The organism is Olivibacter sp. XZL3 (assembly GCF_004368405.1).
Classification (GTDB): Bacteria; Bacteroidota; Bacteroidia; order Sphingobacteriales; family Sphingobacteriaceae; genus Olivibacter.
In genome coordinates this window covers 172,733-197,254 of the sequence record NZ_SBJH01000010.1, presented here as the reverse complement: position 1 = coordinate 197,254, position 24,522 = coordinate 172,733, and the positions used below count along the sequence as shown (strand labels likewise).

Below are 24,522 nucleotides of genomic sequence, written 5' to 3'. Positions count from 1 at the left end.
TACATACCTACAGCCATTTTATCATCTGGCAGCTCCTTTGATAGCCTCCTAGTAAACGGATAAAAAATGGTAATGCAGCAAGTTAAAAGCGTTTGGCGTTTTCTGATGAAGGACCGACTCACGTCGATGCTCAACGTGGCCGGTTTAGCCCTGGGCATTTGTAGCAGTATTTTCTTATTGCTTTGGGTGCAGGATGAAAGACAGATGGACCATTTCCATAAACAGAGCGACCGCTTATTTCAGGTATATAGCCGCAACACTTATGAGGGAAAGTCGGAAGCAGGTTTTGCCACACAGGGCCTTTTGGCAGATGAACTTAAGCGCAAATTTCCTGAAATTGAAATGGCTAGTGGTTTTGAATATATTGCCGCTCCGGGTACGGGTAGTAATTTGGAGGTAAAGGGAAAGACAGGCAAAATGGTCGGCTTTTTTGCAGGGAACGATTTTTTATCGATGTTCAGTTACCCTTTATTATTAGGGAATAAGACATTTGCACTTGCTGCTCCAGATGGTATAGCGATTTCTCGACGAATGGCGACCTATTTTTTCGGTAGCCCGGAAGAGGCCATCGGACAAACGATACGATTGGAAGCAGAGGAAGATTTAGAGGTTACAGCGGTTTTTGAAGATATTCCGGCCAACTCGTCGCAGCAGTTTGATTTTCTAAGAGCTTGGAAACCTTTCATCGCTAAAAATAAATGGGCCTCAACTTGGGGAAGTGCTTCGCCGGCAACCTTTATCCTACTAAAAAAGGGGGCTGATTTATACCTATTGGAATCCAAAATACAGGATTTTCTTTATCAGTACATTAGTCGCGAAAACGGAATTGAACACGAGCTCGGTTTATTGGCTTATACCGATAAATACCTGTACAGCGTTTTCAAAAATGGCTACCCCAGTGGAGGGCGTATAGCGTATGTTCGTTTGTTTACAATCTTGGCTATGCCGGGCAAATCGGAAGAAACCACCTTATCGTTTACCGACGCTATAGTGGGCTATGATTTCATCAAGACTATGCGTCTCCAGCTCGAAGAAGGGCGTGACTTTTCCGCTGTTTTCGGTACAGACACCGCGGCCTTTCTAATCAATGAAACTGCGGTAAAGGCGATGGGACTTAAACAGCCCATTGGACAAATGCTAAACTGGAACGGACGCGAAGGGCATGTTATTGGCGTGTTAAAAGATTTTCATTTTAATTCCATGCATCAAGTCATTGAACCGCTTATTATACGACTCGATGACGATTGGGGTTGGGGAACGGTTCTCATTCGCCTAGCTCCCCAAAAAATAGAAAAGGCATTACAGGGGCTTAAGACTATACATCAACGAATGAATCCGGCGGTGCCTTTTACTTATCAGTTTTCTGACTGGGAGTTCTCAAAATTGTACCAGAGCGAGCAAACGGTGAGCCGCATCGCCACCTGTTTTGCTGTACTTGCTACCTTCATATCCTGTTTGGGATTATTTGGTTTAACCGTGTTTTCGGTTACATCCCGAGTAAAGGAAATTGGTGTTCGAAAAGTTTTGGGAGCGTCGGTAGCCAATGTAGCCTATTTGCTTTCTGTAGGCTTTCTCAAGCTCGTATTCCTTGCCTTATTATTAGCAATTCCGATTGGATGGTGGATAATGAGTATTTGGCTAAATAATTTCGCATACCACATTAACCTTTCATGGTGGATGTTTGTTTCGGCGGGGGCATTGGCCATATTCATTGCCCTAATTACCATAAGCTTCCAGGCAGTTAAGGCGGCATTGGACAGTCCTATAGAAAGCTTGCGGAGTGAATGATGCGTCGAAGCTGGCTTCGCCTGAAAAATTAAAGATCAACTTAAATTACCGTGCGGCATCATGAAGTCAAAGCCTTAGAGGCAATATTTAAGACGTAGATTCCGATGGATCTGTTGCTTCCTTACTGGCCTTATATTTATGCAAGCGTTCGGCCGCTTCAATGGAATGAGATTTATGGATATCCTTTTCCGTCTCCGCTCTGTCGGCAATAAGCTGATAATATTTATGCAATGTGTCGAGCTCTTCTTCAGTGAGATCCTCAACATCAACCAAGCGGTTACTTGCTTTATAGCTGGCCGCAACCAGTTCGTTTAATTTGAGGTGGATGGCCTTCGAGTCCTTATTTTGCGTTTTCTGTATAAGAAAAACCATTAGGAAAGTGACTATGGTTGTACCGGTATTTATCACAAGCTGCCATGTATCGGAAAAGCCAAATACCGGTCCAGAGATAGCCCATCCGATTATAAGCCCAAAGGCGATTCCAAAAGCCCACGAAGATCCACTCCATTGCGTGAACTTGTTGGCGACATGCTCAAATTTTTTGCTAAAATTACTCATGAGGATAGTTATTCCGTTCTTTCTCTCATAACAAGCATCAGGCCAAAGTGTTTAGGATTGACTTTACGGAATAGAAGGCTTTCACCTACAGAACAAAGGTCGGCCGAAAACATATTCTCATAAAAAATGTATTGCTTAGTAAAAACCCAGGTAGGTCCTCTTATATGAAGATACTTTTGAAATACCTCAAACCGCATCGGCAGCTGGTTATTATATCACTCTTGTTAGCAGCATTCGCCCAATTGCTCAACCTCTTAGATCCCGTAATATTTGGAAAAGTGATAGACCAGTATGCCACAAACAAAAACAACTTAAGTGAAAATGAATTGATTGAAGAAGTTCTTCTTTGGCTATCCTTGGCATTGGTGATTGCGATTATTGCCAAGCTCTGTAAATCTGCTCAGGAATACCTGACCCGTAAGGCTGTTGCCCGATTTGGCATGCAAATTTTCAATGACGGTTTGAAGCAAACGCTGCGGCTCTCTTTCCAGGAATTTGAAGAGAGCAGGAGCGGTACGACGCTCTCCGTGTTGCAAAAAGTAAAAACGGACGCGGAACGTTTTATTAACGCGTTTATAAATGTGCTGTTCGCTTCACTCGTTGGGGTTGGATTTTTGCTGTGGTACAGCCTAAATAAAAATTGGATGCTAGTGCCCGTCTTTTTTGTAGGGGTGTTGCTTTTAGGCTCATTAACCGGGCTGGTGTCGAAGCGAATTAAAAAGATCCAGCGCTCCATCAATCGGCAAACCGATCAACAGGCGGGGGTGATAACCGAAAGTCTTCGTAATATTGAATTGGTTAAGAGCTTGGGCCTGACTTTCTCTGAAGTGAGGCGGCTTAACGAGCAAACCTTGCGGATTTTCAATCTGGAAATGTTGAAAGCAAAAAAGGTGAGCTCGCTTTCTTTTTTGCAAGGGAACTTGCTGAACCTCCTGAAGCAATCGGTGCTGTTCATCCTGCTCTGGCTCATTTTCCGCAAAGTGTTAACGACCGGCGAATTGATTGCTATGCAATTCATCTCCACCGCTATTTTTACGCCGCTGCAGGAATTAGGGAATTTAATTATACTCTACCGCGAAGCAGATGCTTCCCTCAATACATTCGACCGGCTGATGAAGAAACCGATAGAAAAGCGACCCGAAAACGCTGTCGAAATCCGGGAACTTACCACACTGCGTTTTGAGAATGTGGTGTTTAAACACCGTACCAGTGAACACAATGCCATTGACCATATATCATTTGCTGTTCAAACCGGTCAAACTATCGCTTTTGTCGGCCCTTCCGGCTCAGGCAAGTCCACGCTTGTCAAACTGCTTGTGGGGCTTTATATACCGGTAAGCGGAAACATCTACTTCAACGATACGGCCTCTACACAGGTACGATATAACCCTTTGAGGAGACAGATCGGTTTTGTAACGCAGGATACGCAGTTGTATGCCGGCTCGATCAAAGACAACCTTCTGTTTGTGCAGCCCAGCGCAACGGAGGAAGAAATCCACACAGCCTTACATCAAGCATCGGCAACGGCACTTGTAGCGAAAGCGCCGCAAGGAATAAATACGGTCTTAGGCGAAAACGGAATGAAACTTTCTGGAGGAGAAAAACAACGCATCTCGATTGCCAGAGCCTTGCTACGCCAACCTCGTTTGCTAATTTTTGATGAAGCTACTTCTGCGCTCGATTCATTGACCGAAGAAGAAATAACCAACACCATAAGGGATGTCTCCGGCAGTCAAGAACGCATGACAATTTTAATTGCTCACCGCTTGTCGACGATTATGCATGCCGACCAGATTTATGTGCTGGAAAAAGGCAAGATCGTCGAAATCGGATCTCATAAGGATTTATTAGAAAAAAAAGGACTCTATTACTCTATGTGGCGCCAACAGGTTGGCGAGCGTCGGTAAAGAGGCAGCTTCTTCCGCTAATCTTTATTCTTTTAAATATGTGAGATCAAAGAATTGAAAGCTCGCATTGCTTGTTTCCGGTCCTTTAAAATGCAAACCGGGTCGCGGACTGCGATCCCACGGAGGTAAAAAACTAATCGCATAGCCCGCACTGTCCGCCACCAACTCCTTCCAGTCACCGCTTTGTTTCCAATAGGCTTTACAGGTAAAATTAGGAAACATCTGCATCTTAAGGTAAACAGGAAGATCCTTTTGTAACAGGTGTTGCTGAGCAAGTACCTGCTTCTTTCCATCCTTCATTACCCAGAACACTGCGTTTTCACCTTGAGCGGAAACGCCGATTGATGACTTTTCATCTCCATAAATAATCAGGCCTTTTTCGGCTTTATTATTATTTAGAACGGATGTGCTGATCTGATAGGACGCGCTGTACGGCCTTAAGGTTAAGGCAATACCGGCATTGGAGGCTGCATCATATTTTCCGGAAAGTTTCAGTTCTCCTGCTTGCCGGTGAACTCGCGGCTGCATGTATCGGAAGTCCCACTGCCAATAGGCTTGGTCTTCGCTTTTTGCAAAATCTACATGAATATTTGAATAGTCCGCTTTAGCGGGAATAGCACTCGCAAAAACCGGCCATCCATCCTTCCATCTTAATTCGGCTATTTGGCCTTCTCGTCCTGTAAATACGTGGCTCTTTTTGCTGTAAGCATGGTACATATAAAAGGTCTTTCCCTCTTTGTCTTCTACAAAGGTTCCGTGCCCCGGGCACTTCCATCCGCCTGCTTCGCTAAGAATGGGATTTTGATCGAAATTTTCATATGGCCCTGTAATCGTACTAGCGCGCGCTACGCTCACATGGTAAGTGCACTCCAATCCACAGCAAGCACCGCCAGAATAGAACAAATAATAATAACCATCCTTCTTCAGGATACTTTGTCCCTCGATCCCTATCCCCTGATCATCCCTCAGCATGGTAAAGGGCGCGCCCGCTAGGGAAAGTCCATCAGCAGCGAGTTTACTTCCTAAGATTTCTATGGGCCTTTTGTCTAAACCGTAAGCCTTCCAGCTGATATAGAGCTGACCGTCATCGTTAAAAACAAAGGCGTCGATGGCTTCACTTCCATATTCGATTAAAATGCCGTGATCTTTAAATCCATGATCAGGAAATTTTGAAGTGGCGACCCCGATGCAAGAAACGCCGTCGCTTTTTCTGCGTGCTGTGTAATAAACGTAATAGGTTCCGTTATGAAAATAATACTCTGGAGCCCAAAATGACCCCTTTGTCCACGCAGGAGTTTCTTCAAATAAAAAGCCTACTTGCTGCCAGTCGTTCAGGTCCGTTGCCTTAAAAATGGGGAAATGAGGAGCCCATTCACTCGATGTACCAATGGCATAATAGCTATCCTCTTTTCGAATAATAGAAGGATCGGCAAAATCACCAGCAATAACGGCTTTTGTTTGTTGGGCCGAAAGGGCCCGACACATCCCGAGGTATACCAGAAAAAACAGCTTTATACTATGCAAATTCATTTTCGTTATCATAATTAGCGTCTATTACTATGCATGGCTTCAACTTTATATTGAAACGGACCAGCTTTGGTTAGTGATTTGCTTCGCCATGGGAAGCGGATGAAAACAGCTTTTTGCCACCAGAGAAAATTGCCAATACCACTAATCCGGCTACTAAACCGACGGTAAGCTCCTTAATGATAGCAGGCAACTGCGGCAATATATGGTGTAAATAGTCGATGTTATGAACAAAGATTCCCCCCGCCACCAGGATAAGGGCGATGGTGCCGATAATACTGAGAAACTTAATAACCAATGGCAGCGCGTTAATCAGTCCGTGACCAAGTTTTGATAGCCACCCTCTGTCATTTGAACGCTTAATCAGTCGATAACCGATATCGTCCATCCTGACAATGAGTGCAACAATACCGTAAACTCCCACCGTGGCTAAAATGGCCACAATTGAAACTGTTATAATCTGTAGCGTTAAACTTTGGTCTAAAACAGTTCCTAGAGCGATGATTACAATTTCTATCGAAAGGATGAAATCCGTTGTAATGGCCGATTTAATCCGATCCTTTTCGATATCGCCGTTTTCCTCTTCACGCTCTTCAATCACCTGATGGCCCGGCTTTTTTCGATGAAAAAAGTACTCAACAATTTTTTCAGCTCCTTCATAAGCCAAATAAAGCCCACCTAAAATCAAGATGACTTTTATGGCGATCGGAAAGAAGATATTCAGGATCAGTGCGATAGGAACGATAATCAGCTTGTTAACGAAAGAGCCCTTGGTGATGGCCCATAATATCGGCAGCTCTCGTGTTGCGAGAAAGCCCGTTGCCTTTTCTGCATTAACGGCTAAATCGTCGCCCAAGATGCCTGCGGTTTTACGCGCCGCCAGTTTACTGGTAACGGCGACGTCATCCATCAAAGAAGCTATATCATCCAGAATTGCAAAAAAACCTGAAGCCATATTTTCATTTTATTTACACCTCCGTAAAAATAGAAATTAAATTCAATTTTGCGCATTCACATTCAGCCAATGAGAAAATTATTAAGGCTTAAATAAACGGACTTAATTGCGATTTATTTGATAATTTCCGCATCCACGAGCTGTATTTCCGCTCCCTTCTCCAGATTCGTGTTCAAATGAACTTTTCCTCTGATTTTAAAGGGATCGTTTGAAAATCTGACTTTTCCGCTTTTCATAGTAACCTGAACTAAAGGAGGAATTCCATTCTGTCCACAAAACATACATTGCATAACCGGTAGAACGGAAAGCATGAACATATGATGATCACGCCCTAGCTCAAAAGGAACCATATAACCCGGTAGTGTGACCACCGTATTATCTAAATCTTTTAATATCTTCGGAAAATGGGGTGTGTAAACCGTGGTGCCATCGTCCTCCGTGGTCACTTTATACATAAGCTGATCAAAGGCTTCCCATACGTCGTTCATCATCGGTTTATGATCGGGTAAGAACTGAGCCCGCGCGGTAAGGCTTACGAAAACCATCAATATGACACCAAAAATTCTGTAAAACAGCATAATTTATTCGGATAAAGTACGGGAAATCGGCGTTGCATATGCTTTTATTGCCGGTATCAGGGCAGCCGTAAAACCAAGCAATAATCCGACAAGAACAACCGTAACCTCTGTTAAACCAAAATGCCAAGCTTCGATAAAGGCCGCCCCGCCTTTCGTAGAGATGACCAAAGCTGTAGTATGTGCAATCAGGATTCCCAATATCGAACCTATAATGGTTATCAGGACCCCCTCCATCATCATTAACTTAAATAATGTGCGTCTAGACGCGCCCATTGTCCGCATAATTGCCAATTCGTACCTGCGACTTTTAAACGAATTAAACAGACTGAGGAATACGCTCACCGCTGCCATTAGCATCAACACCACAGCCAAAATATGGAGGGCATCGAGCCCCAGCCCCATTATCGAAAACAAACGGGCGCTCTCGATAGCAGGTGAAGCCGCTTGCATGTTCGTCGTTTGATTGACCATTCTAGGAAACATAGCCACAGCGGTCGGATTTTTATATCGGATCAACATACTGGTGATTTCCTTTCCCCCGCCTGCAACTGTCAATAAATCATGAAGCCTGTGCCCGTCTTCACCTGCTTCATGTTCTTCCTCCTCGCTTTCATGATGATGCCGCTTACCTTCATGTTCGTGCCCATGCATGTGCCAAACACTTGACATATTGGTTAAGACGAGCCGGTCCGTCACACTGTTATTCTTTTCCAGAATTCCGACAACAGTATATGGATGATCGGCATGCAGATCCTCGTTGCTTGCTAAGCCGTGTGCCCCAACTATTTTATCGCCTAACTTCAAGTGTTTATCTCGCGCCACCTGATATCCCACAACCGATTCAAAGTCGCGCGCGATCCATCTGCCAGAAGAGAAGCTTGCATGATAAAAATGAAGGAAGTTGGAATCAGTTCCTATAATCCGAAAGCCTTGATAGTTGTCGCCAAGCAATAGTGGTACAGCGAATTTAACCAAGGGGTGCTTGGCAACTTCCTGCGCGTCCTGCAGCAGAATATTTCCTGTAGGATAATCAACATAATAGATACTATTCAGTATCAGCTGCAGCGGACTTCCTTTTGCGCCGACGACAAGGTCTATATTCCGGCTATTAAGTGAAAGGTGCTGATTCAGTTGTGAAGACAGTAATAATGTCAGACAAAAAATAGCTGTTCCGAGTGAGGACAGCAAGATGCCTAAGGCAGAAGATGAACAATTATAAACGATACTCCTGTAGGAAACATATAATATCTTCATCTGCTATAATTGATAGGTACTTGAAAATTTGTCCATGATCCGTTTATCGTGTGTGGCAATAATCAATGTGGCACCATAGGCCTCCGCTTGCTCTGACAACAGTTCTGTCACTATTTCTGTATGCTGATCATCCAAGGCTGAGGTAGGCTCATCGGCCACTACAAACAAAGGTCTGTTTACCAGTGCCCGCGCAATAGCTACCCGCTGCAGTTGGCCCTGACTTAACTGAAAGGGATAGCTGGATGATTTATCGGCCATGTTCAATCGCTTCAAGATGTCTTGAAGCTCACCATAATCGTCCCTTACTCCAGCGAGCCATCTAGCCAGTTTGAGGTTTTCAAGAACGGTTAAACTCTTTATAAGATGATTTTGTTGGAAGACGAAGCCAATATTCTGCCCACGGAAATGGTCTATTTCTCTTGCTGAAAGCTTATAAATATCAACGCCGCGTAATAGCACCCTGCCGCTTGACGGCGTGAGCAAACCACACATTACGTGAAGTAAAGTAGTTTTTCCGCTGCCAGAATTACCAAGAATTAAACAATGCGCTCCCTCTTCCACCTTTAATTCAGCAAAGGCAAGCCTGACGCCATCATTATAATTGACTTCGATTCCCTCAAGGGAGATGATTGATCTATTCATTTAACTTATTTTTTTCATGATGCGTAACACAGGCATCTTCATGAAAAGGCCGGTTTAGCTTCCAATTCAAGAAGTGCGCTCCTGCAATGGTAAACCCTCCGATAGGCACTAGGATGAATTCCTGTTCATGAAAGCCCAAAAAATGGGCACCAAAAATCAAGATGAGTCCGGCAATAAACATCAAAACAGGCGACAGCTTTCGATGATACCTCAGATAGGATGGTATAAGCGAGCTTATCCCGATTAGCACCGACAAGGCGATTACACAGATTTCTACCCATAGACTGGAAAGAAACTCAAGGCCCACTAAGGGTAACAACGTGATCAAAAAAGGCATTAATGCACAATGAATAGCACATAGCGCTGATGCGGTAAACCCCACCCGGTCCATTTTTCCTAATAAACTAACTTTCATAGCTCGTCTTTTATTTTAATATACAAATGCAATTGAGTTGCAAATTAACAAATAGTTATTTATGTTTGCAACTCAATTGCAACAAAATGATACCACAAGATTTTGAAAGCTGGCATGACTGTATTACAAAGAAGTGTAAGCTAGCGCTTACGAAAGATTTCGCGCAGTCGAGATTAGCGGTCTATCGGCAAGCGCAGCACCCAGAGACGATCGAATTTATTCGTTTATACGGAATAGATCATTATAGGAGAATACGATCATGGTTTGAACGGATTGTAAATGCAAATGATATATGACATTAAGAAAACTTCCCGTAACGGTACTGAGCGGCTTTTTAGGAGCTGGTAAAACGACGCTTTTAAACCACATTCTGCATAACAAGGATAACCTCAAAGTGGCTGTAATAGTTAACGACATGAGCGAGATAAACATTGATGCGCAGACGGTGGGCCGCGAAAACGTGCTCTCGAGAACGGAGGAAAAGTTGGTAGAAATGAGCAATGGCTGCATTTGTTGCACGCTCAGGAAAGATCTGATAGTTGAAGTCGAAAAACTTGCAAAGGAAAATCGCTTTGATTACCTACTGATTGAAAGCACCGGCATCTCCGAACCTATTCCCGTGGCGCAGACCTGGAGTTACGTCGATGAGCAGCAAGACATTGATCTAAGCTCCTTTAGCTACATCGATACCATGGTGACCGTTGTAGACTGCTTCAATTTCTTTAAGGATTTTGGCACAAATGAAACACTTCTTGATCGAGCACTTACCGACGACGCACACGATAACCGGACTATTGTCAATTTACTAACGGACCAATTGGAATTTGCAAATGTCATTGTGCTCAATAAAACGGATCTCGTTGCGGAATCGACTGTCGGCACCTTGGAAGCGGCTATCCGAAAACTCAATCCGCAAGCATCTATTTTACGTTCCAGTTTTGGAACGGTGCCGCCGTCGGCCATTCTCAATACGGGGATGTTCGATTTTGATGCGGCTTCTTCTATGGCAGGATGGCAGCAGGAACTTGCCAATGAACATGTGCCCGAGACGGAGGAATACGGAATTTCCTCATTTGTATTCAAATCGCAGCGTCCTTTTCATCCGGTTCGTTGGCTCAACTACCTGAACGACCGCTACCCGAGTTCGATAATACGGGCAAAAGGGCTCTTTTGGATACCCTCCCGACCGGATTTTGCAATAAGCTTCAGTCAAGCCGGAGGCAGTTTACGAATCGAACCTGCCGGTTCATGGTGGTGTAGCATGCCTTATAAAGACCGCATCAGGTATCCTTCCTATCACGAGTTTAAGGAAGAAATCGAAAGCAGATGGAGCGGGAAGTGGGGCGACCGGCAAAATGAATTGGTATTCATTGGACAGCACCTAAACAAGGACGAATGTCTCCGCGAACTGGAAACCTGTCTGTTAACTGATGAAGAATCGGAACACTGGGAACATAAGCACTGGGAAGATGCCTTTCCAGAAAATATTTAGTTGAGTTGGTTGGTGATTGGGCGCCGATATTTTTCCGGCGCCCTTTTCAATAGTTTTTAGCGCTATTTCTTATGGGTAGTACCCCAGCGGCTCAAAGATGTGCTGGCTCGCAAGCGCAATGACCTCATGAGATAAGCGTTAGGCTACCCTGTAATAAGCTTATATAAAATGATATAAAAACACCACGTCGCCGGTATATACAGGCTTTGGCTGGTCTTTGATAACCAAGGTGGCTTCAATAACAACTTTGGTAACACCTCTTAAATTTACCGCTGATTTTAATTTAGCCTTCAGCTGTACCTCACTATCTACCAAAACAGGTTGACCGAACCTGAGATTTTCTATCCCGTAATTTATTTCCATTTTAATATTCCGCACATCCGCAATTTGCTTCCACAAATAGGGGATTAAAGATAGCGTTAGATAACCGTGTGCGATGGTAGCTTTAAACGGCCCCTCTTTTTCGGCCTTTTCCCGATCTACATGTATCCATTGATGATCTAAGGTTGCATCCGCAAATTTGTTGATCTGTTCCTGGTCTATTTTATGCCAAGTGGATGCACCTAGTTCGCTTCCTTCATGCGCCTTGTATTCCTCAAAATTATTTATTACTAACATATATATTTTTATTGATCAGCCGCTATACGCGTCTTATTCAAATCTAAATGGTTAATTAAGCGACGTTTAACAGGTCGATATACAACCCAATCGCCCGAAGGCGACTTATCGATATTTCGTTTACTTATGAGCTTCGTGCAACTACCTATACAGGCAGACCTGTACGTTGATTTATAAAAGAACGAAGCGCCTAGGGATTCGTCGAAAAAATGGAGCCATTGGCAATCATCGCGCGCCTATTCATCTTCAAAATGTCTCGCACCCATTCTGCGAAATCTTCCGGCTGAAGCACCTTCTCAGGATTGCCATCGGTCAACCCGCCCTGTATACTCATATCAGAAGCAATCGTGCTCGGAGTCAAAGTAATTACACGAATATTGTGTTTTCTCCATTCGGCCATCATTGATTGCGAAAGGGAAATAACCGCAGCTTTGGATGCTGCATATGCCGACATATTGCCCCCTCCTTTTAAACCGGCTGTAGATGCGACATTGACGATATCGCCTTCTCCATTACTCTTCAAAAAAGGATAGATCGCTTTTGCTGCATAGTAAACACCGAAGAGATTGGTTTTAATAACCTGTTCCCAAACCTTTGAGGGCATCTCTTCTATACTTCCGAAGTCGCCTATTCCTGCATTGTTAATCAAAATATGCACAGCCCCAAGCTGCTGAACCAGCGAAGCGAGGCCCTCTTTTACATCATTTTCGTCTTCAACAGAAAAAACGCTATAAGCAGCACTAACGCCAGCTTTCTTAATCTCCTCTACCGTCTTCTTTAAGTTTTCCTCATTTCGTCCAGTAATACCGATATTGACGCCTTCATGCGCCAGCGTTAAGGCCATGGCTCTTCCGAGCCCTCGTCCACCTCCGGTAATGATAGCGGTCTTTCCTTTTAAATTAGTCATATGATCGTTGATAATGTTTCTCCGTGCAAATTTATAATATTCTTATACTATAACCGAAGCCTTGATTTATTCAATCAACACCGCGCTGCACTTTCTGATTTTTATAGACGGCAAACTTCGGTAATTAGCTAGTGTGAACATTGAATAAATCAAGATCGGACGGAAAAGCAAAACCTTCATAATCGGACATACGGTCACCGCGGGAGATGAAAGCGCCATAAAGGTTCTTAATGGCTAAACCATACCCATGTGGACTGCTCATAAGGGAGATCAACCGATGTGATCCATCCATGTCAAATTGATCCAGCAAATGGATACGACTCAAACCGAACTACATAAAGAAAAAATAGGCAATTACCAAGGCAATTATCGCTACAATAATAGCCCAATGTATTGTGAATCCGACTTTTTTATCATCCTTTTCTTCAATCGCCGCCTTAGGGGGTCCTGGATTTTCTTCGTGGGCGCTGTAATCGGTTTCCATTTCGGTTTTTGAACTATTTGGCTTATTCTCTTCCATTTCTCTTTCGTTTTTATAGAGTTAACAGATAAGTCAGTTAAGTGTTTTCGCTCTTATAGCGTTTTCATCTTCGAACGCATGCTGTGCAGACGAGTCGAGCCCAATTGTATTACATTTCCTGTAGGATCCATCCGGGCGTTTTTGCCTCGATTAAATAAAACTTCCGATAGGTTGCCAGCACCCTGGCCAAGGTTCCTTTCGAGACGACGCCCAACCTCGCAGCCAATACATCAGGTTGTTTATATACCGGCTGATCGGATTTCAGTTTAACCGTCCGCACGGCATTCGACAAGGAACTAAGCTCATTCTGTGGGATGAGACCTTTACGTTTATCCGGAAACAATACGCGGTAATTGTTTTGCATAGCGGCTTCTATTATCACGGGCTCATCTCCGCTCGGCCTGTCGGCAAACTTACCGATGGAAACGTAATTTTTGGGCTGGCGCAAGCGAAGTGTGTCGCCTATGCGGTCCTTACGGGATGCGATTCGCGGCGGGGTAGACTTATTGGGCCTTAAAAAAGGTAGCGGATCCACCACGCCTGATGAGCTGTATATACCGAAGTGCAGATGGGGAGGTGTAGTGCGCGCGTTACCCGTATTTCCGACTAAACCGAGGGTATCGCCTATCTTCACCTCGCTGCCCGACTGAACCAACTGCGTATCCAGATGCGCATAATAAAGATTATAAGGTTTACCATGTGGACGTAGCCAAATCACATTTCCGCCCAAATTGTTCGTGCCGACTCTTGTTATCCTCCCGGTTGCGGCTGCAATAGCCGGTGTAAGGCGTTGGGCAAAAATATCCACCCCTTCGTGCTTGCGGGCCCCCGCGTCACGGTCGGCCCCATAGAAGCTGCCGATGTGCATATTGGGTGAAGCCGCTACGGGAAAAGACAAGGAACCTTCCGCGGTAAGCTTCAACTCATAAGAAACGGTTGTTAAGAGTTCTGGCTGTATACGCAATACGTAGTTCGCCGTTTCCTCTACTTCGTAGAGCAAACTATAAGCATTTGTATCTGCCGAAGTGACATGCTCTGCGTCCTGAAGACTATCCACCGCTTGCTGAAATAAATCGATAAAAAGTTGTGAGCTGTCTAACCCAATTGGAGTTACAGAAACTTCTAGACGCTCGCCCTCTTTGGCTTCAAAAACAAACGCCATCGCTGTTGGACGATCGGCCTGAAAATAACCGTGCTCCTGGTAAGGTACACTGACCTCCTGTGGGTTTTTCAAACTGTTTTCAGCTTCCGAAATCCACGATCGATATAACAGCGTATTTTCCAGACCCGCGTTTTTTAACTGTTGAACATAACGTTGGTGCGCATATTGACCTTTAAAAAGTGTTACTGGGCTTTTACAGGCGTCGAAGATTAAAAGGAAGCCCGGCAAGCAACATAGCCAAAAAATACTCTTTTTTACTTTAGTCATATGGAGAAAACAGCATAGATATTAAAATGTTGGAAGCCCTATGCCGGTTTGCTGCTTCACGTTTTTCACTCACAGTGGGCAATTAACGAACGGTTCAAGAACAGTGCAATACAGCGCTCATGGGAAATTTAATGCCCCTTATCACAAAAACAGGATATTTCCTGTATAAAGTCAGGTAGAACGCTTGTTGATTCCTTCCTTGTTTTCTCGATCTTTGGGATAATAAAAAACAGATACTACACATGAACAAGCATTACGGAGAAATTATTGAAAGAGCAATCAGAAGAAATGGCTACAGCATCAGTGAGCTTAGCCGCATGATGAAGGTAAACCGAAGATCGATCTATAACTGGTTTGCCCAAGCAAAGTTTAAACCCGAAATCATTTTTAAAATAGGCGTAGCACTTCGCCACGATTTTTCCAATGAATTTCCGGAACTTTTTTCCTCAGAAGATTTTCAACGAGAATTTGAAAAGAAAAAACAGCATTTTTCAGCGGCTGCAGATCATATTGAAGAGCTTTCCTTCTGGAAAGACAAGTATATATCTTTATTGGAGCAATACAATGAGGCTTTGTCTATAAAACAAAATCGAATGGTAATATAAGCTATATAGATCTTTATATTATAGCAAACAAAGAGGTAGCAATCGCTGCCTCTTTTGCGTTTAAAGCGCAGGCACGTCTTCAAATCTTCGCCACCGTAAATCTTTTGCAGTACGATAAGAATTGGGTAATTTGTAATGTCTTCTCAAATCGCCAACCACGACCGACGTAATATCCCGAAGGCAAAGGGCATCAGCTGCATTTATATTGCTTGAAAGTAAAATACCTTGCTTAAAATACCGTTTTTAAGTATATGTATTATTCCTCTTTTTTACTTATCAGCACAATTTTTTCGCTTTTTATTTGGGTTTTACAGAATATGCCTATACTTTTAAAGCATCGAACAGATGTTTAACTATACAAAATCGTAATCATGCAAGATTTATCAGTCGAAAATGTCGGTAAAATCCAAGAACACTGGGACAAATTTATTGACTCCGTATTAGCCTACGCACCCCGTTTTATTTCGGCCATCGTATCGGCCATTTTAATTCTGCTAATTGGCTTATGGATTATAAAATTACTGAGTCGTTTTATTGACAAGCTGTTTGAAAAACAGAAAATCGACCTTTCTATCAGACGGTTCTTGGGTAGCCTGATCAATTGGGTATTAAAAATTATGTTGTTCATTGTCGTTGTAACCCAGCTCGGCGTTCAAACGTCCACCTTTGTGGCCATCATCGGTGCAGCCGGTTTAGCAATCGGCCTTGCCTTACAGGGCTCACTCGCTAATTTTGCGGGTGGCGTACTCATATTAACGCTAAAGCCATTTCGCGTAGGGGATTTTATATCGACAGCAAACGGGGTTTCCGGAACAGTCATGATCATTGATATTTTCAACACGCGACTAAATACTCCACAAAATCAATTAATCGTTGTACCCAATGGCGAGTTGTCCAACAACAGCATCACCAATTATACACAACTCGGAACACGTAGGACCTGGTTTGATATTGGTATTGCCTATGGAAGTAATTTAAAACAAGCGAAAGAAATATTGATGAATGTAATCAAAAACAACGAATTTGCGTTTACAGAACCAGCTCCTCAAGTTGTGGTGACGGAACTCGGTGATAGCGCAGTTAATTTGTCGATAAGGGTTACCACCTCCAATGAAAATTTTTGGACGATGCATGAGCAACTTATTATAGATTGTAAGGAGGCTTTGGATACTGCCGGTATAGAGATACCTTTTCCGCAACGAGATGTTCATTTGATTACCAATAATAAAGAATCCTAAACGCGACAGGTATCGCCCCAAGATATATCTCCATAGACGCTATTTACAACAGCGTCTATGGAGACAATTGGGAATCTAAAAAGCAAAAACTACTGTAAGGCCAATTTATCCAGCACCGGAACCTTCACTGTCCGAACACTCTTCTGTGGCTGTTGATTGAGCTGCTCAAATATCACAAGGGAGTTTTTCCCCTTCTTTAAAAACGCACCGGGAATGTACAGGGTTTGTTGCGGCCCCAACTTCCAGTAACGACCTATGTTCCGTCCGTTAACAAAAACGATTCCTTTACCCCAGCTTTCCATGTCAAGAAAGGTATCCCCTACTTCTGAAAGCTCAAAACTGCCTTCGTACAATACCGGCATGTTTTGCTGTGCCTGCTTATTATCGATGGCTTGCCCCAATCCCAACAACTTCGTCGGCTCTATTGTCTCGCTCAATGGCAAGGGCGTACTTAGCCAGTTCCCTGTAATTGGTATGTCGTTAATTGTGACGGGACTGATAATCCCTTTGTTATTATGGACAATTTCAGCTCCGTAATTGATCCTTCCCATATTCTCTACGACTATTTGTAAGGTCGAATTAAAAGGAATATCGATCTCTAAGTCGTAGTGTTTGAAATAGCGGTTTAACTCACCCACAAACTCGCCATCAACATATACACATGCATAGTCGCGTAAACCTTTTAACGAGAGCTTCCCGTTGATTGGCTGATTAAATCGCCGGCTATAGACCACATAGCCGTATGGATGTCCTAGCTGTTCAAATGTAAGCGGCTGTTCATCTTCGTTTCCTCCCAGTTGTTCCGCAAATCCCAACACGTCGACTACCTTATCAAGCGTAATGGAAGGAATTTCAATTACAGGCATGGGCTTAGGCACCGCAGGTACTTTATAATCTACATACTTCAGCATCACATTGCGGATCGAATCATATTTTGGCGTAGCCCAACCGGCTTCACTGATTGGCGCATCGTAATCATAGCTGGTCAGATCGGGTTGTATATCATGTTGCTTGTTATAGTTGGCTCCACTGGTAAAGCCAAAATTTGTACCACCATGCACCATATAAAAATTGAAGGACACCTTATCTTTCAGATAGGTCTCCGTTTGCTGCGCGACTTTGGAAGCCGCCACCTTCGGAAAAGGCTCAGCCCAGTGGCTTAACCAACCCGGATAAAACTCCGCCACCATATAAGGGCCTTGACCGCCGTGATACTGGTCAACTGCTTTTTTTAAGCTCTCGACATTATTTTCTCCGTTTGCTGCTGGCAATGCGCCGGCCGTTGCACCGCCTTCAAAAAGCCAGGTACCGTCCGAAGTAAATAAAGGCACTTCAAAACCGGCCTCTTCGAGTTGCTTTTTGATTTTGGCATTGTAAGATTTATGTTCTTCCAAGGGGATATCTTGCCTTTGGCTGACGTAAGAGCCAAACTCGTTTTCTGCCTGTACCATAACAATCGGTCCGCCTTTGCTTATTTGCAAGTTGCCTACTTCCTGACCGAGGCGATTGAGGTACTTTTGGGTATAAGCTAAAAATGCCGGATTATCCCTTCTGATTTCTAAGTTTGGTACGTTTTGCAGCCACCAGGGATATCCTCCAAATTCCCATTCCGCACAGGCATAAGGTCCCGGACGAAGAATGACCATCAGTCCCTCTTCCTGCGCTGTTCGAATAAAAGTGGCCAGATCGTGGTCGCCTTCAAAGTTCCATTTACCCTCTTCCGGTTCGTGAAAGTTCCAAAAAACGTAAGTTGCTACGGTATTCAATCCCAATGCTTTCAGCATTTGCAGTCGGTGCCGCCAATATTGATGTGGAATGCGGGCATAGTGCATTTCGCCCGCATGGATTTGCAGGGGTTTATTGTCGTATTGAAAATGACCATTTTCAATCTTAAACGAATGTCCTTTTTTTTCCTGCGCTCTTATCGTGCAGACGGAGCCCACTAAGAGCCCCGTCAAACATATTAACTTAAATTTATTCACTTACCAGCCCGCGTTTTGTGTAATACTGTTATTCAACGAAATTTCGTTGGCCGGTATGGGCCATAAATAATCCCGGGAAGGGTTGAAATTTCTCGTCTCTACCAAGACGTAGTTATTATAATCGTCACGGCTGCTATCAAAATTATTAAAGATTCCCTGCGCACGTCCAGGCATCACTTCTTCGGCAATCCGCCACCTGCGAATATCAAATAAGCGATTATCCTCCACCGGAAATTCCACATGGCGTTCACGTCTAATGAGTTCCCTTAAGGAACCTTGATCTGGATGATTTGCTGTAGTAGCAGCAGGCATATTTACGCCATTGCGCTGCCGTACCTGATTGATCGCGTCATATACCGACTGGTCAATTTGCCCACTCTCAACCTTCGCCTCCGCATACGTTAACAACACCTCCGCATAACGCAAGATCATGACATCAGCCGCAGAACTTGTTTCCCATCCTCCACTTATGGTGGTAGGCACATATTTTTTGTAATAATAGCCAGAAAAAGAAGCATTCGATTGTCCCAGTGCATCAGGCGATCCGGCTCTGGTAATATCAATCACACTGTTATTTACCTGCGTACCGGGCACAACAATACTTAATTTTAAACGGGGGTCCCGATTTTCGAAAGGCCTATTCGCATCGTATAATGGAGATTCGTCAATCGGTAATCCATCCACACATTCATACGCGTCAACTAGGGATCTTAAAGGAACAATCTGCCCCCATCCCGCCAGGCTGGGCGCTCCAATCCAGGTTGCATTGGGATTGGGGTAGACATTTGGTAAGTACTGTGCAGAAACAATGATCTCTTTACTTTGCTTATTATCACCATTAAATAAACTCAGGTAATTATTATCGATTTGATACACCCCTAAGTCCATCACTTGTTTAGCCGTAACGGCTGCTTCCTGCCAGCGCTCATTATAAAGCTCTACCCTTGCTTTTAAAGCTAATGCCGCGCCTTTGGTAATACGTCCATACTCGCTTGCGGCGTAGGTTTCCGGCAGATCACTACTAATTGCACTGAGCTCATCCAATATATATTGCACAATCTCCTCTCTGGGCGTTTTAGCAATGTTAAATTCATCAGACGCTTGGATATGTGTAATGAGAGGCACATCGCCAAATAAGCCTGTAAGCTGTTGATAAGCATAAGCTCTCAAGAATCGAGCTTCTCCCAAAAGACGGGCCTTCACAGCAGGATCAAGGTCTGGAACACGGTCGATATTATCCGTCACATCGTTGGCTCTCGCCACCTGCTGATACAAATTTTTCCAAAAATTGCCAAAAGTACCCGTGCCGGGTGTTGCGCTACCATTGGCCACAAATTGAATATCTACCGGCCAGTTACTCCAAGAATAACTATCATCGGTAGCACAAGAGATAAAAAACCGTTCGTTAGAACCTAGATAACGATAAATTTCGGTTACTGTACGTTCGGCATCTTGTTGGGATGACCAATAAGTAGTGTTACCGAGGCTATCCAGGGGCTGTCTATCTAAATCTTTGGAACAACCGGCCATGCATAATAAAATGGCGGCTGTTAATATTTTATAGCTTTTATGTATCATGATCATAGCGGGGTGTTAAAAGTTAGCATTTAAACCAAAAGTGAGGGTACGTACCTGCGGATAATAGCGAATATCGTTCGGGGCCTCCGGGTCAACATCTTTTGGTAAAGAAGAAAAAGTCAATAGATTCTGGCCGGTAGCAAAAATCCGCAAATTGTTAATAAACGTTTTTGCTAACAGCGATTTCGGTAAACGATAACCCACAGACACATTTTTAAGACGGAGATAAGCTCCACTTTTGATCCAGAAAGACGAGGGTTGGTAGTTGACGGCCGAAGTAATCAGACGCGGAAAAGCCGCATCGGTATTTTCCGGTGTCCAGCTATCCAGCCAATTGCTGCGTATATTCCCGTCGAGGTTTTCCCGCGCCTTTTCGATGTTCAAGGTGTTTACATCCACCTTTCCTACCCCTTGTAGAAAAGCACTGAAGTCGAAATTTTTATACGATGCCCCTAAATTGATGCCGTAATTATAGCGTGGGATATTGCTTCCCAAGTACGCAAAGTCATTCACGTTATCAAATACCCCATCATTATTTAAATCCTGGTACATTAAATCGCCCGGGCCAACAGCAGAAGAGATCACCGCACTTTGCGCAACTTGTTCGGCTGTTTGATAGATCCCGGCCACCTGATAGCCATAGAAAGCATTGATTGGTTGTCCTACAAAATTTCCGATAGCGACATTATTACTGTTGATCGTCACCTGATCGGCACCTTTCAGGTCGGTAATTTCATTCCGTACATCAGAGACGTTCAATCCAACGGTATATTTAAATTCATCCCCAATTTGATCCTGATAATTAAGCGCTAACTCCCATCCGGTATTTTTTACTGAAACGGCATTTTGTACCGTCGGCTCCAGCCCAACAGACGAAGGGATCGGGAGATTGAACAGAATGTCCTTTGTTCGTTTATCGAAATAATCAAAGGTCACATTCAATTTCTTAACCAGTGTAAAGTCCAATCCAAAGTTGGCAATATTGGTTGTTTCCCAAGTCAGGCCACTATTCGGATAGTTCCGCAAGCCCGCAGTTTGGTAGAGCACGCCACCAATGGGGTAGCTATTTAAAAAATAATTGGACTGATAAGGATAATTGCCATCAATGTTATCTCCTAAGGCTCCGCCAGCGAGCGCATCATTTCCCAATACCCCATAAGAGGCCCTCAACTTCAGATCCTGCACAAAGGAAACATTTTTCATGAAATCTTCCTCCGATATGCGCCAACCCGCTGAAGCCGAAGGAAACCATCCCCAACGTTGCCCATCTGAAAAGCGGGAAGAACCATCCCGGCGGATATTGGCTTCAAAAAGATATTTATCGTTAAACGTATAGTTAATCCGTCCAAAATAAGAAATCAAGGTATATTGTTCTGCACTTCCTTCAGCTACCTGCCCATCGGCGGCACCAGCATCAATCTGGCTTAAATTACCATTCGGTAAATTGAGGCGCATCCCGCTTAAATTATCGGTATATTGATTGAGGTAGGAAGCTCCGCCCAATACTTTAACATAATGCTTATTGAAGGTCTTCTCATAGTTTGCTAAAGCCTGATAATTTTCGTTGCGGTAACCCGTATATATTTTACGGATATCGTTCCGACCGATAGGTGCATCCAGATTGACGTAAGTAAACTGCTTCGTATGCTGGCTATTATACATGGTTTGCATATTGTTCGAAGCAACGGCGCTTAAGGTCATCCCTTCGACGGGACGATAATTCAGGCGAAGATTGCTTGAATACAGCTGATCTTTTAAACTGTAAAGACCACCTTCTTCCTGTAGGCGTAACATATTGTTCTCGCCACGTAAAGCTCTCCAATTTCCATCAGCATCTTTACTGGATTGGATAGGGGTAACGAGATAAGCCTGACCAAACTGAAACCAAGGTGAATCGCCGCTAGGAGCTTGTGGTTCATTCCTATTGGCAATACGTGCCGAGAGATCCGCCGTGAAGTCGAGCTTCTCAGAAATCTGGAAGTCAGTATTCAAGCGTAAGGTAAGGCGGTCAAAATTCATGTTCTTTACCAAACCGGCCTGATCAAAATAATTGCCCGAAAAGCGGTACTTTGTTTTCTCGGAGCCTCCACTCAATGATATATTATGCTGCTGCTGGAAGCCCGAGCCAGATAGAACATCTTTATACCAATTATTATCTGGATAAGCAATTGGATCTCTATTGGGGTCATTATAGGCATTGATCCGCTCTTGCGTAAACTGTGCCGCACCTCCTGAATTAGTATACATTAAGTTAACCAAGTTCATATAATCTTGTGCACCTACAAAGTCCGGTGTCCGTATGGCCTCCTGCCAACCAAAATAATTTCCATAATTAATTTGAGGTGTGTTTGCGGCTCCCCTTTTGGTGGTAACCAGGATCACACCATTTGCTGCACGCACACCATAGATAGAGGCCGCAGCCGCATCTTTTAGCACCGATACCGACTCAATGTCATTTGCATCAATATCGTTTAAGCTGATACTGTTATCATAACGCACACCATCTATCAGCACCAGTGGACTGTTATCGTTTAAAGTTCCTAAACCGCGAATACGCAAAGCTCCCTGATCCCGGCCTGGCTGCCCGCTGTTGGTAGTGACCGTTAAACCAGCGGATAATCCCTGCAAAGCTTGCGAAGCTTGTCCTACCGGTTGCCTGTTGATGTCTTCTTGCTTAATGGTTGCTACCGATCCTGTCAGGTTCACTTTCTTTTGCGTTCCATAGCCCACTACTACCACCTCATCTAAACCCTCGGCTGCTAGTTTCAGGCCTGTTCGCAACTCCGCCTGTCCCGTATAGGTCAGTTCTGCATTTTCGTAGCCGATATAAGTAAACACCAAAACTTCACCGTTAGCGATTTCTACTTGGTAGCGTCCATTAGCATCCGTCACCGCGCCACGATTCACCCCTTTAACCCGCACGCTTACCCCAGGCAATGGGTCGCCGGTTTCGTCTACTACTACACCAGTCACCATTTTTTGTAATGTTGGATCATTAATCACAATCAAATTGTCCTCCAGTAAGGTATAAGAAATGCCCTTTTTGGCCAGCACCCGATCCAATATTTTCACTACCGACTCCTGTTCGGCCGTTACATTCACATCATTTTTGGCAAAAACAGCATTTTGGTTGAAAACAAACCGAAAATCGGTCTTTGTTTCCAGTTCGGCCAATAAATCAGCAATGCTGGCCGACTTAAGTTTCAAGGATACCTTACTCTGTGCTTTCATCTCCGAAAAAGCCTGAAATTGAAATAATAGGAGCAGGATTATGGTGAGCTTCATGGTTATTAGTACTTGAGAAAGCTTACGTTTTCTAATAACACCTCTGGGGTGCGGAAAAAAAATCATAATTTTACTAAGAATTAAGTTAAAACTAGCTTTCGCCAAAAAGCTAGCGGGATTTTGATTCAATTGTACATTAAGTGGAGGCTGCTGGGCAGCTTTCACTTTTTTAAGTGGGATGGGTCTTTATATACATGGTTAGGCGTTTAGTTAAAATTAGTCATATATCGTTATTCTATTGGCTATTATGCGGTATTTAAAAGGCGCGGCCAATTTCAGTGCCGTCATAACCTGACGGATATCTTCGTTTTCGAAAACAGCATTGAAGCGCAGCGCCCGGGCTTTATCGCTTTCAAAGTCGACCTCCACCCCATACTTTCTTTCCAGTGCTAATGCCAGCTCGCCAAAAGGAGTATCTTTAAACGCTAATTTGTCTTCCAACCAACTCGTTTCCACGGAAACGGAGTCTCTAGGATGAAAAAAAGAGATTTTCGAACGCTCCACCGACGCGACCTGCGTGCTATGCCTTCGCTCCTCCGGTTCAGTGTATATAATAAGCTTCTCCGACGGCTGCAACCGGACTGCTTTGTGTCGCTTGTTCTTCGAAGACACTTCTACAGCGCCTTCTATTAAACTCGTTTCCGTTTTGTGTTCATCTGGATAAGCACGCAAATTGAACGAGGTGCCTAACACTTTCAGGTCTGCATGTTCGGTATGGATGACAAATGGCCGATTTCTGTCTTTTGCAACATTAAAAAAAGCTTCGCCAACCAAGGAGACCTCCCGTTTGTCAGCGCCAAATGTTTCAGGATAAACCAACTTACTCGCTGCGTTTAACACGACTTGGGTGCCGTCTTCCAAAGTGATGTCACGCTTTTGGCGTTCGGTCATCAATTCCTGGTTGAAGGGGCGCTCAAAAAAGAAGAAGAAAAATAACGAGGAAACTAGCAGCAAGGCGATAGATGCGGCAACTAATGGCACACGAAACTGGGACCTCTTTTTTTCAGGGGCAGAGCTCTCGCCGATTCTTTCTAAAACTTTTCTAAATAACTGTTCGTCACGTAAACTATGCGATTGCTTGTGGTTCCAATATTGCTTTAACAATTGATATTCGGTGTAAAACTTTGCATTATTTTTCAATATCCAAGCCAATTCTTCTGACTCTTGTACAGAAAGCTCATCACTAAGTTCTTTTGTTATTAAAAATTCAAATCGCCGACGATCCATATTGAGTTCTTGGAAAT

Annotated in this window: 22 protein-coding genes; 6 read left to right on the top strand and 16 right to left on the bottom strand. The window is 43.8% G+C overall.

All coding sequences use genetic code 11. The annotated features are described in order from the left end of the window. Positions 1–72 precede the first annotated feature (72 nt). Complete coding sequence (locus EPX21_RS04575) at positions 73–1,788, top strand: ABC transporter permease (RefSeq protein WP_206105994.1); 1,716 nt, start codon at positions 73–75, stop codon at positions 1,786–1,788. Positions 1,789–1,875: 87 nt separating this feature from the next. Here EPX21_RS04575 and EPX21_RS04570 read toward each other — a convergent pair whose 3' ends face one another. Further along, the gene (locus EPX21_RS04570; protein WP_134088487.1) at positions 1,876–2,346 is read right to left on the bottom strand and encodes a low affinity iron permease family protein; all 471 of its coding nucleotides are present in this window, start codon (positions 2,344–2,346) and stop codon (positions 1,876–1,878) included. A 164-nt stretch (positions 2,347–2,510) separates the two neighbouring features. Here EPX21_RS04570 and EPX21_RS04565 point away from each other — a divergent pair, with 164 nt between their 5' ends. Continuing rightward, on the top strand, positions 2,511–4,253 hold the full coding sequence (locus tag EPX21_RS04565) for an ABC transporter ATP-binding protein (protein WP_134088486.1): 1,743 nt from the start codon (positions 2,511–2,513) through the stop codon (positions 4,251–4,253). A 24-nt stretch (positions 4,254–4,277) separates the two neighbouring features. Here the strand turns inward: EPX21_RS04565 and EPX21_RS04560 are convergent, their stop codons facing one another. From EPX21_RS04560 to EPX21_RS04535, 6 genes are all read right to left on the bottom strand, one after another. Further along, positions 4,278–5,795: a glycoside hydrolase family 43 protein gene (locus tag EPX21_RS04560; protein WP_134088485.1), complete on the bottom strand. Its 1,518-nt coding sequence runs from the start codon at positions 5,793–5,795 to the stop codon at positions 4,278–4,280. A gap of 58 nt (positions 5,796–5,853) precedes the next feature. Next, positions 5,854–6,735: a DUF808 domain-containing protein gene (locus tag EPX21_RS04555; RefSeq protein ID WP_134088484.1), complete on the bottom strand. Its 882-nt coding sequence runs from the start codon at positions 6,733–6,735 to the stop codon at positions 5,854–5,856. Between the two features lie 113 nt (positions 6,736–6,848). Beyond that, complete coding sequence (locus tag EPX21_RS04550; RefSeq protein WP_134088483.1) at positions 6,849–7,313, bottom strand: hypothetical protein; 465 nt, start codon at positions 7,311–7,313, stop codon at positions 6,849–6,851. A gap of 3 nt (positions 7,314–7,316) precedes the next feature. After that, complete coding sequence (locus EPX21_RS04545) at positions 7,317–8,567, bottom strand: FtsX-like permease family protein (RefSeq protein WP_134088482.1); 1,251 nt, start codon at positions 8,565–8,567, stop codon at positions 7,317–7,319. Positions 8,568–8,570: 3 nt separating this feature from the next. After that, on the bottom strand, positions 8,571–9,209 hold the full coding sequence (locus EPX21_RS04540; RefSeq protein ID WP_134088481.1) for an ABC transporter ATP-binding protein: 639 nt from the start codon (positions 9,207–9,209) through the stop codon (positions 8,571–8,573). Next, on the bottom strand, positions 9,202–9,624 hold the full coding sequence (locus EPX21_RS04535; protein WP_134088480.1) for a MerC domain-containing protein: 423 nt from the start codon (positions 9,622–9,624) through the stop codon (positions 9,202–9,204). The genes EPX21_RS04540 and EPX21_RS04535 overlap by 8 nt, the downstream gene beginning before the upstream one ends. An 86-nt stretch (positions 9,625–9,710) precedes the next feature. Between EPX21_RS04535 and EPX21_RS04530 the strand changes: the two genes are divergently transcribed. Beyond that, positions 9,711–9,920, top strand: a complete 210-nt coding sequence (locus tag EPX21_RS04530; protein ID WP_134088479.1) for a hypothetical protein — start codon at positions 9,711–9,713, stop codon at positions 9,918–9,920. After that, on the top strand, positions 9,917–11,116 hold the full coding sequence (locus EPX21_RS04525) for a GTP-binding protein (protein ID WP_134088478.1): 1,200 nt from the start codon (positions 9,917–9,919) through the stop codon (positions 11,114–11,116). Before EPX21_RS04530 ends, EPX21_RS04525 begins: the two co-directional genes overlap by 4 nt. Positions 11,117–11,275: 159 nt before the next feature. Here EPX21_RS04525 and EPX21_RS04520 read toward each other — a convergent pair whose 3' ends face one another. The 5 genes from EPX21_RS04520 to EPX21_RS04500 all read right to left on the bottom strand — a co-directional run bounded on the left by EPX21_RS04520 (position 11,276) and on the right by EPX21_RS04500 (position 14,590). Then, complete coding sequence (locus EPX21_RS04520) at positions 11,276–11,734, bottom strand: MaoC family dehydratase (RefSeq protein WP_134088477.1); 459 nt, start codon at positions 11,732–11,734, stop codon at positions 11,276–11,278. A gap of 190 nt (positions 11,735–11,924) precedes the next feature. Next, positions 11,925–12,641 (bottom strand): 3-ketoacyl-ACP reductase, encoded by a 717-nt coding sequence (locus tag EPX21_RS04515; protein WP_134088476.1) that lies wholly within the window; start codon positions 12,639–12,641, stop codon positions 11,925–11,927. 124 nt (positions 12,642–12,765) lie between these two features. Continuing rightward, entirely contained in the window at positions 12,766–12,966 is a 201-nt protein-coding gene (locus EPX21_RS04510; protein WP_134088475.1) for a hypothetical protein, read from the bottom strand. Positions 12,967–12,972: 6 nt separating this feature from the next. Further along, positions 12,973–13,161 carry a hypothetical protein gene (locus tag EPX21_RS04505; protein WP_134088474.1) on the bottom strand — a complete coding sequence of 63 codons (189 nt, stop codon included), beginning with the start codon at positions 13,159–13,161 and terminating at the stop codon, positions 12,973–12,975. A gap of 109 nt (positions 13,162–13,270) precedes the next feature. Further along, positions 13,271–14,590 carry a M23 family metallopeptidase gene (locus tag EPX21_RS04500; RefSeq protein ID WP_134088473.1) on the bottom strand — a complete coding sequence of 440 codons (1,320 nt, stop codon included), beginning with the start codon at positions 14,588–14,590 and terminating at the stop codon, positions 13,271–13,273. A 242-nt stretch (positions 14,591–14,832) separates the two neighbouring features. On the opposite strand from EPX21_RS04500, the gene EPX21_RS04495 reads away from it, so the two are divergent. Beyond that, positions 14,833–15,195 (top strand): hypothetical protein, encoded by a 363-nt coding sequence (locus EPX21_RS04495; RefSeq protein ID WP_134088472.1) that lies wholly within the window; start codon positions 14,833–14,835, stop codon positions 15,193–15,195. Positions 15,196–15,566: 371 nt separating this feature from the next. Beyond that, entirely contained in the window at positions 15,567–16,433 is an 867-nt protein-coding gene (locus tag EPX21_RS04490) for a mechanosensitive ion channel family protein (RefSeq protein WP_134088471.1), read from the top strand. Positions 16,434–16,522: 89 nt separating this feature from the next. Here the strand turns inward: EPX21_RS04490 and EPX21_RS04485 are convergent, their stop codons facing one another. The 4 genes from EPX21_RS04485 to EPX21_RS04470 form a co-directional block, all read right to left on the bottom strand. After that, entirely contained in the window at positions 16,523–18,415 is a 1,893-nt protein-coding gene (locus EPX21_RS04485; protein ID WP_134088470.1) for a beta-galactosidase family protein, read from the bottom strand. Then, a complete protein-coding gene (locus EPX21_RS04480; protein WP_240768508.1) occupies positions 18,416–19,999 on the bottom strand; it encodes a RagB/SusD family nutrient uptake outer membrane protein in 1,584 nt (527 codons plus the stop codon). A 9-nt stretch (positions 20,000–20,008) separates the two neighbouring features. Beyond that, positions 20,009–23,278, bottom strand: a complete 3,270-nt coding sequence (locus EPX21_RS04475) for a TonB-dependent receptor (RefSeq protein ID WP_240768504.1) — start codon at positions 23,276–23,278, stop codon at positions 20,009–20,011. Between the two features lie 216 nt (positions 23,279–23,494). After that, the gene (locus tag EPX21_RS04470) at positions 23,495–24,505 is read right to left on the bottom strand and encodes a FecR family protein (RefSeq protein ID WP_134088468.1); all 1,011 of its coding nucleotides are present in this window, start codon (positions 24,503–24,505) and stop codon (positions 23,495–23,497) included. Between the last annotated feature and the right edge of the window lie 17 nt (positions 24,506–24,522).

Excerpts from the sequence above, each read along its gene's own strand:
- EPX21_RS04560 (WP_134088485.1), bottom strand. The coding sequence starts at position 5,795 with ATGATAACGAAAATGAATTTGCATAGTATAAAGCTGTTTTTTCTGGTA.
- EPX21_RS04540 (WP_134088481.1), bottom strand. The coding sequence starts at position 9,209 with ATGAATAGATCAATCATCTCCCTTGAGGGAATCGAAGTCAATTATAAT.
- EPX21_RS04545 (WP_134088482.1), bottom strand. The coding sequence starts at position 8,567 with ATGAAGATATTATATGTTTCCTACAGGAGTATCGTTTATAATTGTTCA.
- EPX21_RS04490 (WP_134088471.1), top strand. The coding sequence starts at position 15,567 with ATGCAAGATTTATCAGTCGAAAATGTCGGTAAAATCCAAGAACACTGG.
- EPX21_RS04495 (WP_134088472.1), top strand. The coding sequence starts at position 14,833 with ATGAACAAGCATTACGGAGAAATTATTGAAAGAGCAATCAGAAGAAAT.
- EPX21_RS04535 (WP_134088480.1), bottom strand. The coding sequence starts at position 9,624 with ATGAAAGTTAGTTTATTAGGAAAAATGGACCGGGTGGGGTTTACCGCA.
- EPX21_RS04550 (WP_134088483.1), bottom strand. The coding sequence starts at position 7,313 with ATGCTGTTTTACAGAATTTTTGGTGTCATATTGATGGTTTTCGTAAGC.
- EPX21_RS04480 (WP_240768508.1), bottom strand. The coding sequence starts at position 19,999 with ATGATCATGATACATAAAAGCTATAAAATATTAACAGCCGCCATTTTA.
- EPX21_RS04470 (WP_134088468.1), bottom strand. The coding sequence starts at position 24,505 with ATGGATCGTCGGCGATTTGAATTTTTAATAACAAAAGAACTTAGTGAT.
- EPX21_RS04570 (WP_134088487.1), bottom strand. The coding sequence starts at position 2,346 with ATGAGTAATTTTAGCAAAAAATTTGAGCATGTCGCCAACAAGTTCACG.
- EPX21_RS04500 (WP_134088473.1), bottom strand. The coding sequence starts at position 14,590 with ATGACTAAAGTAAAAAAGAGTATTTTTTGGCTATGTTGCTTGCCGGGC.
- EPX21_RS04575 (WP_206105994.1), top strand. The coding sequence starts at position 73 with ATGCAGCAAGTTAAAAGCGTTTGGCGTTTTCTGATGAAGGACCGACTC.
- EPX21_RS04505 (WP_134088474.1), bottom strand. The coding sequence starts at position 13,161 with ATGGAAGAGAATAAGCCAAATAGTTCAAAAACCGAAATGGAAACCGAT.
- EPX21_RS04475 (WP_240768504.1), bottom strand. The coding sequence starts at position 23,278 with ATGAAGCTCACCATAATCCTGCTCCTATTATTTCAATTTCAGGCTTTT.
- EPX21_RS04515 (WP_134088476.1), bottom strand. The coding sequence starts at position 12,641 with ATGACTAATTTAAAAGGAAAGACCGCTATCATTACCGGAGGTGGACGA.
- EPX21_RS04555 (WP_134088484.1), bottom strand. The coding sequence starts at position 6,735 with ATGGCTTCAGGTTTTTTTGCAATTCTGGATGATATAGCTTCTTTGATG.
- EPX21_RS04520 (WP_134088477.1), bottom strand. The coding sequence starts at position 11,734 with ATGTTAGTAATAAATAATTTTGAGGAATACAAGGCGCATGAAGGAAGC.
- EPX21_RS04530 (WP_134088479.1), top strand. The coding sequence starts at position 9,711 with ATGATACCACAAGATTTTGAAAGCTGGCATGACTGTATTACAAAGAAG.
- EPX21_RS04565 (WP_134088486.1), top strand. The coding sequence starts at position 2,511 with ATGAAGATACTTTTGAAATACCTCAAACCGCATCGGCAGCTGGTTATT.
- EPX21_RS04525 (WP_134088478.1), top strand. The coding sequence starts at position 9,917 with ATGACATTAAGAAAACTTCCCGTAACGGTACTGAGCGGCTTTTTAGGA.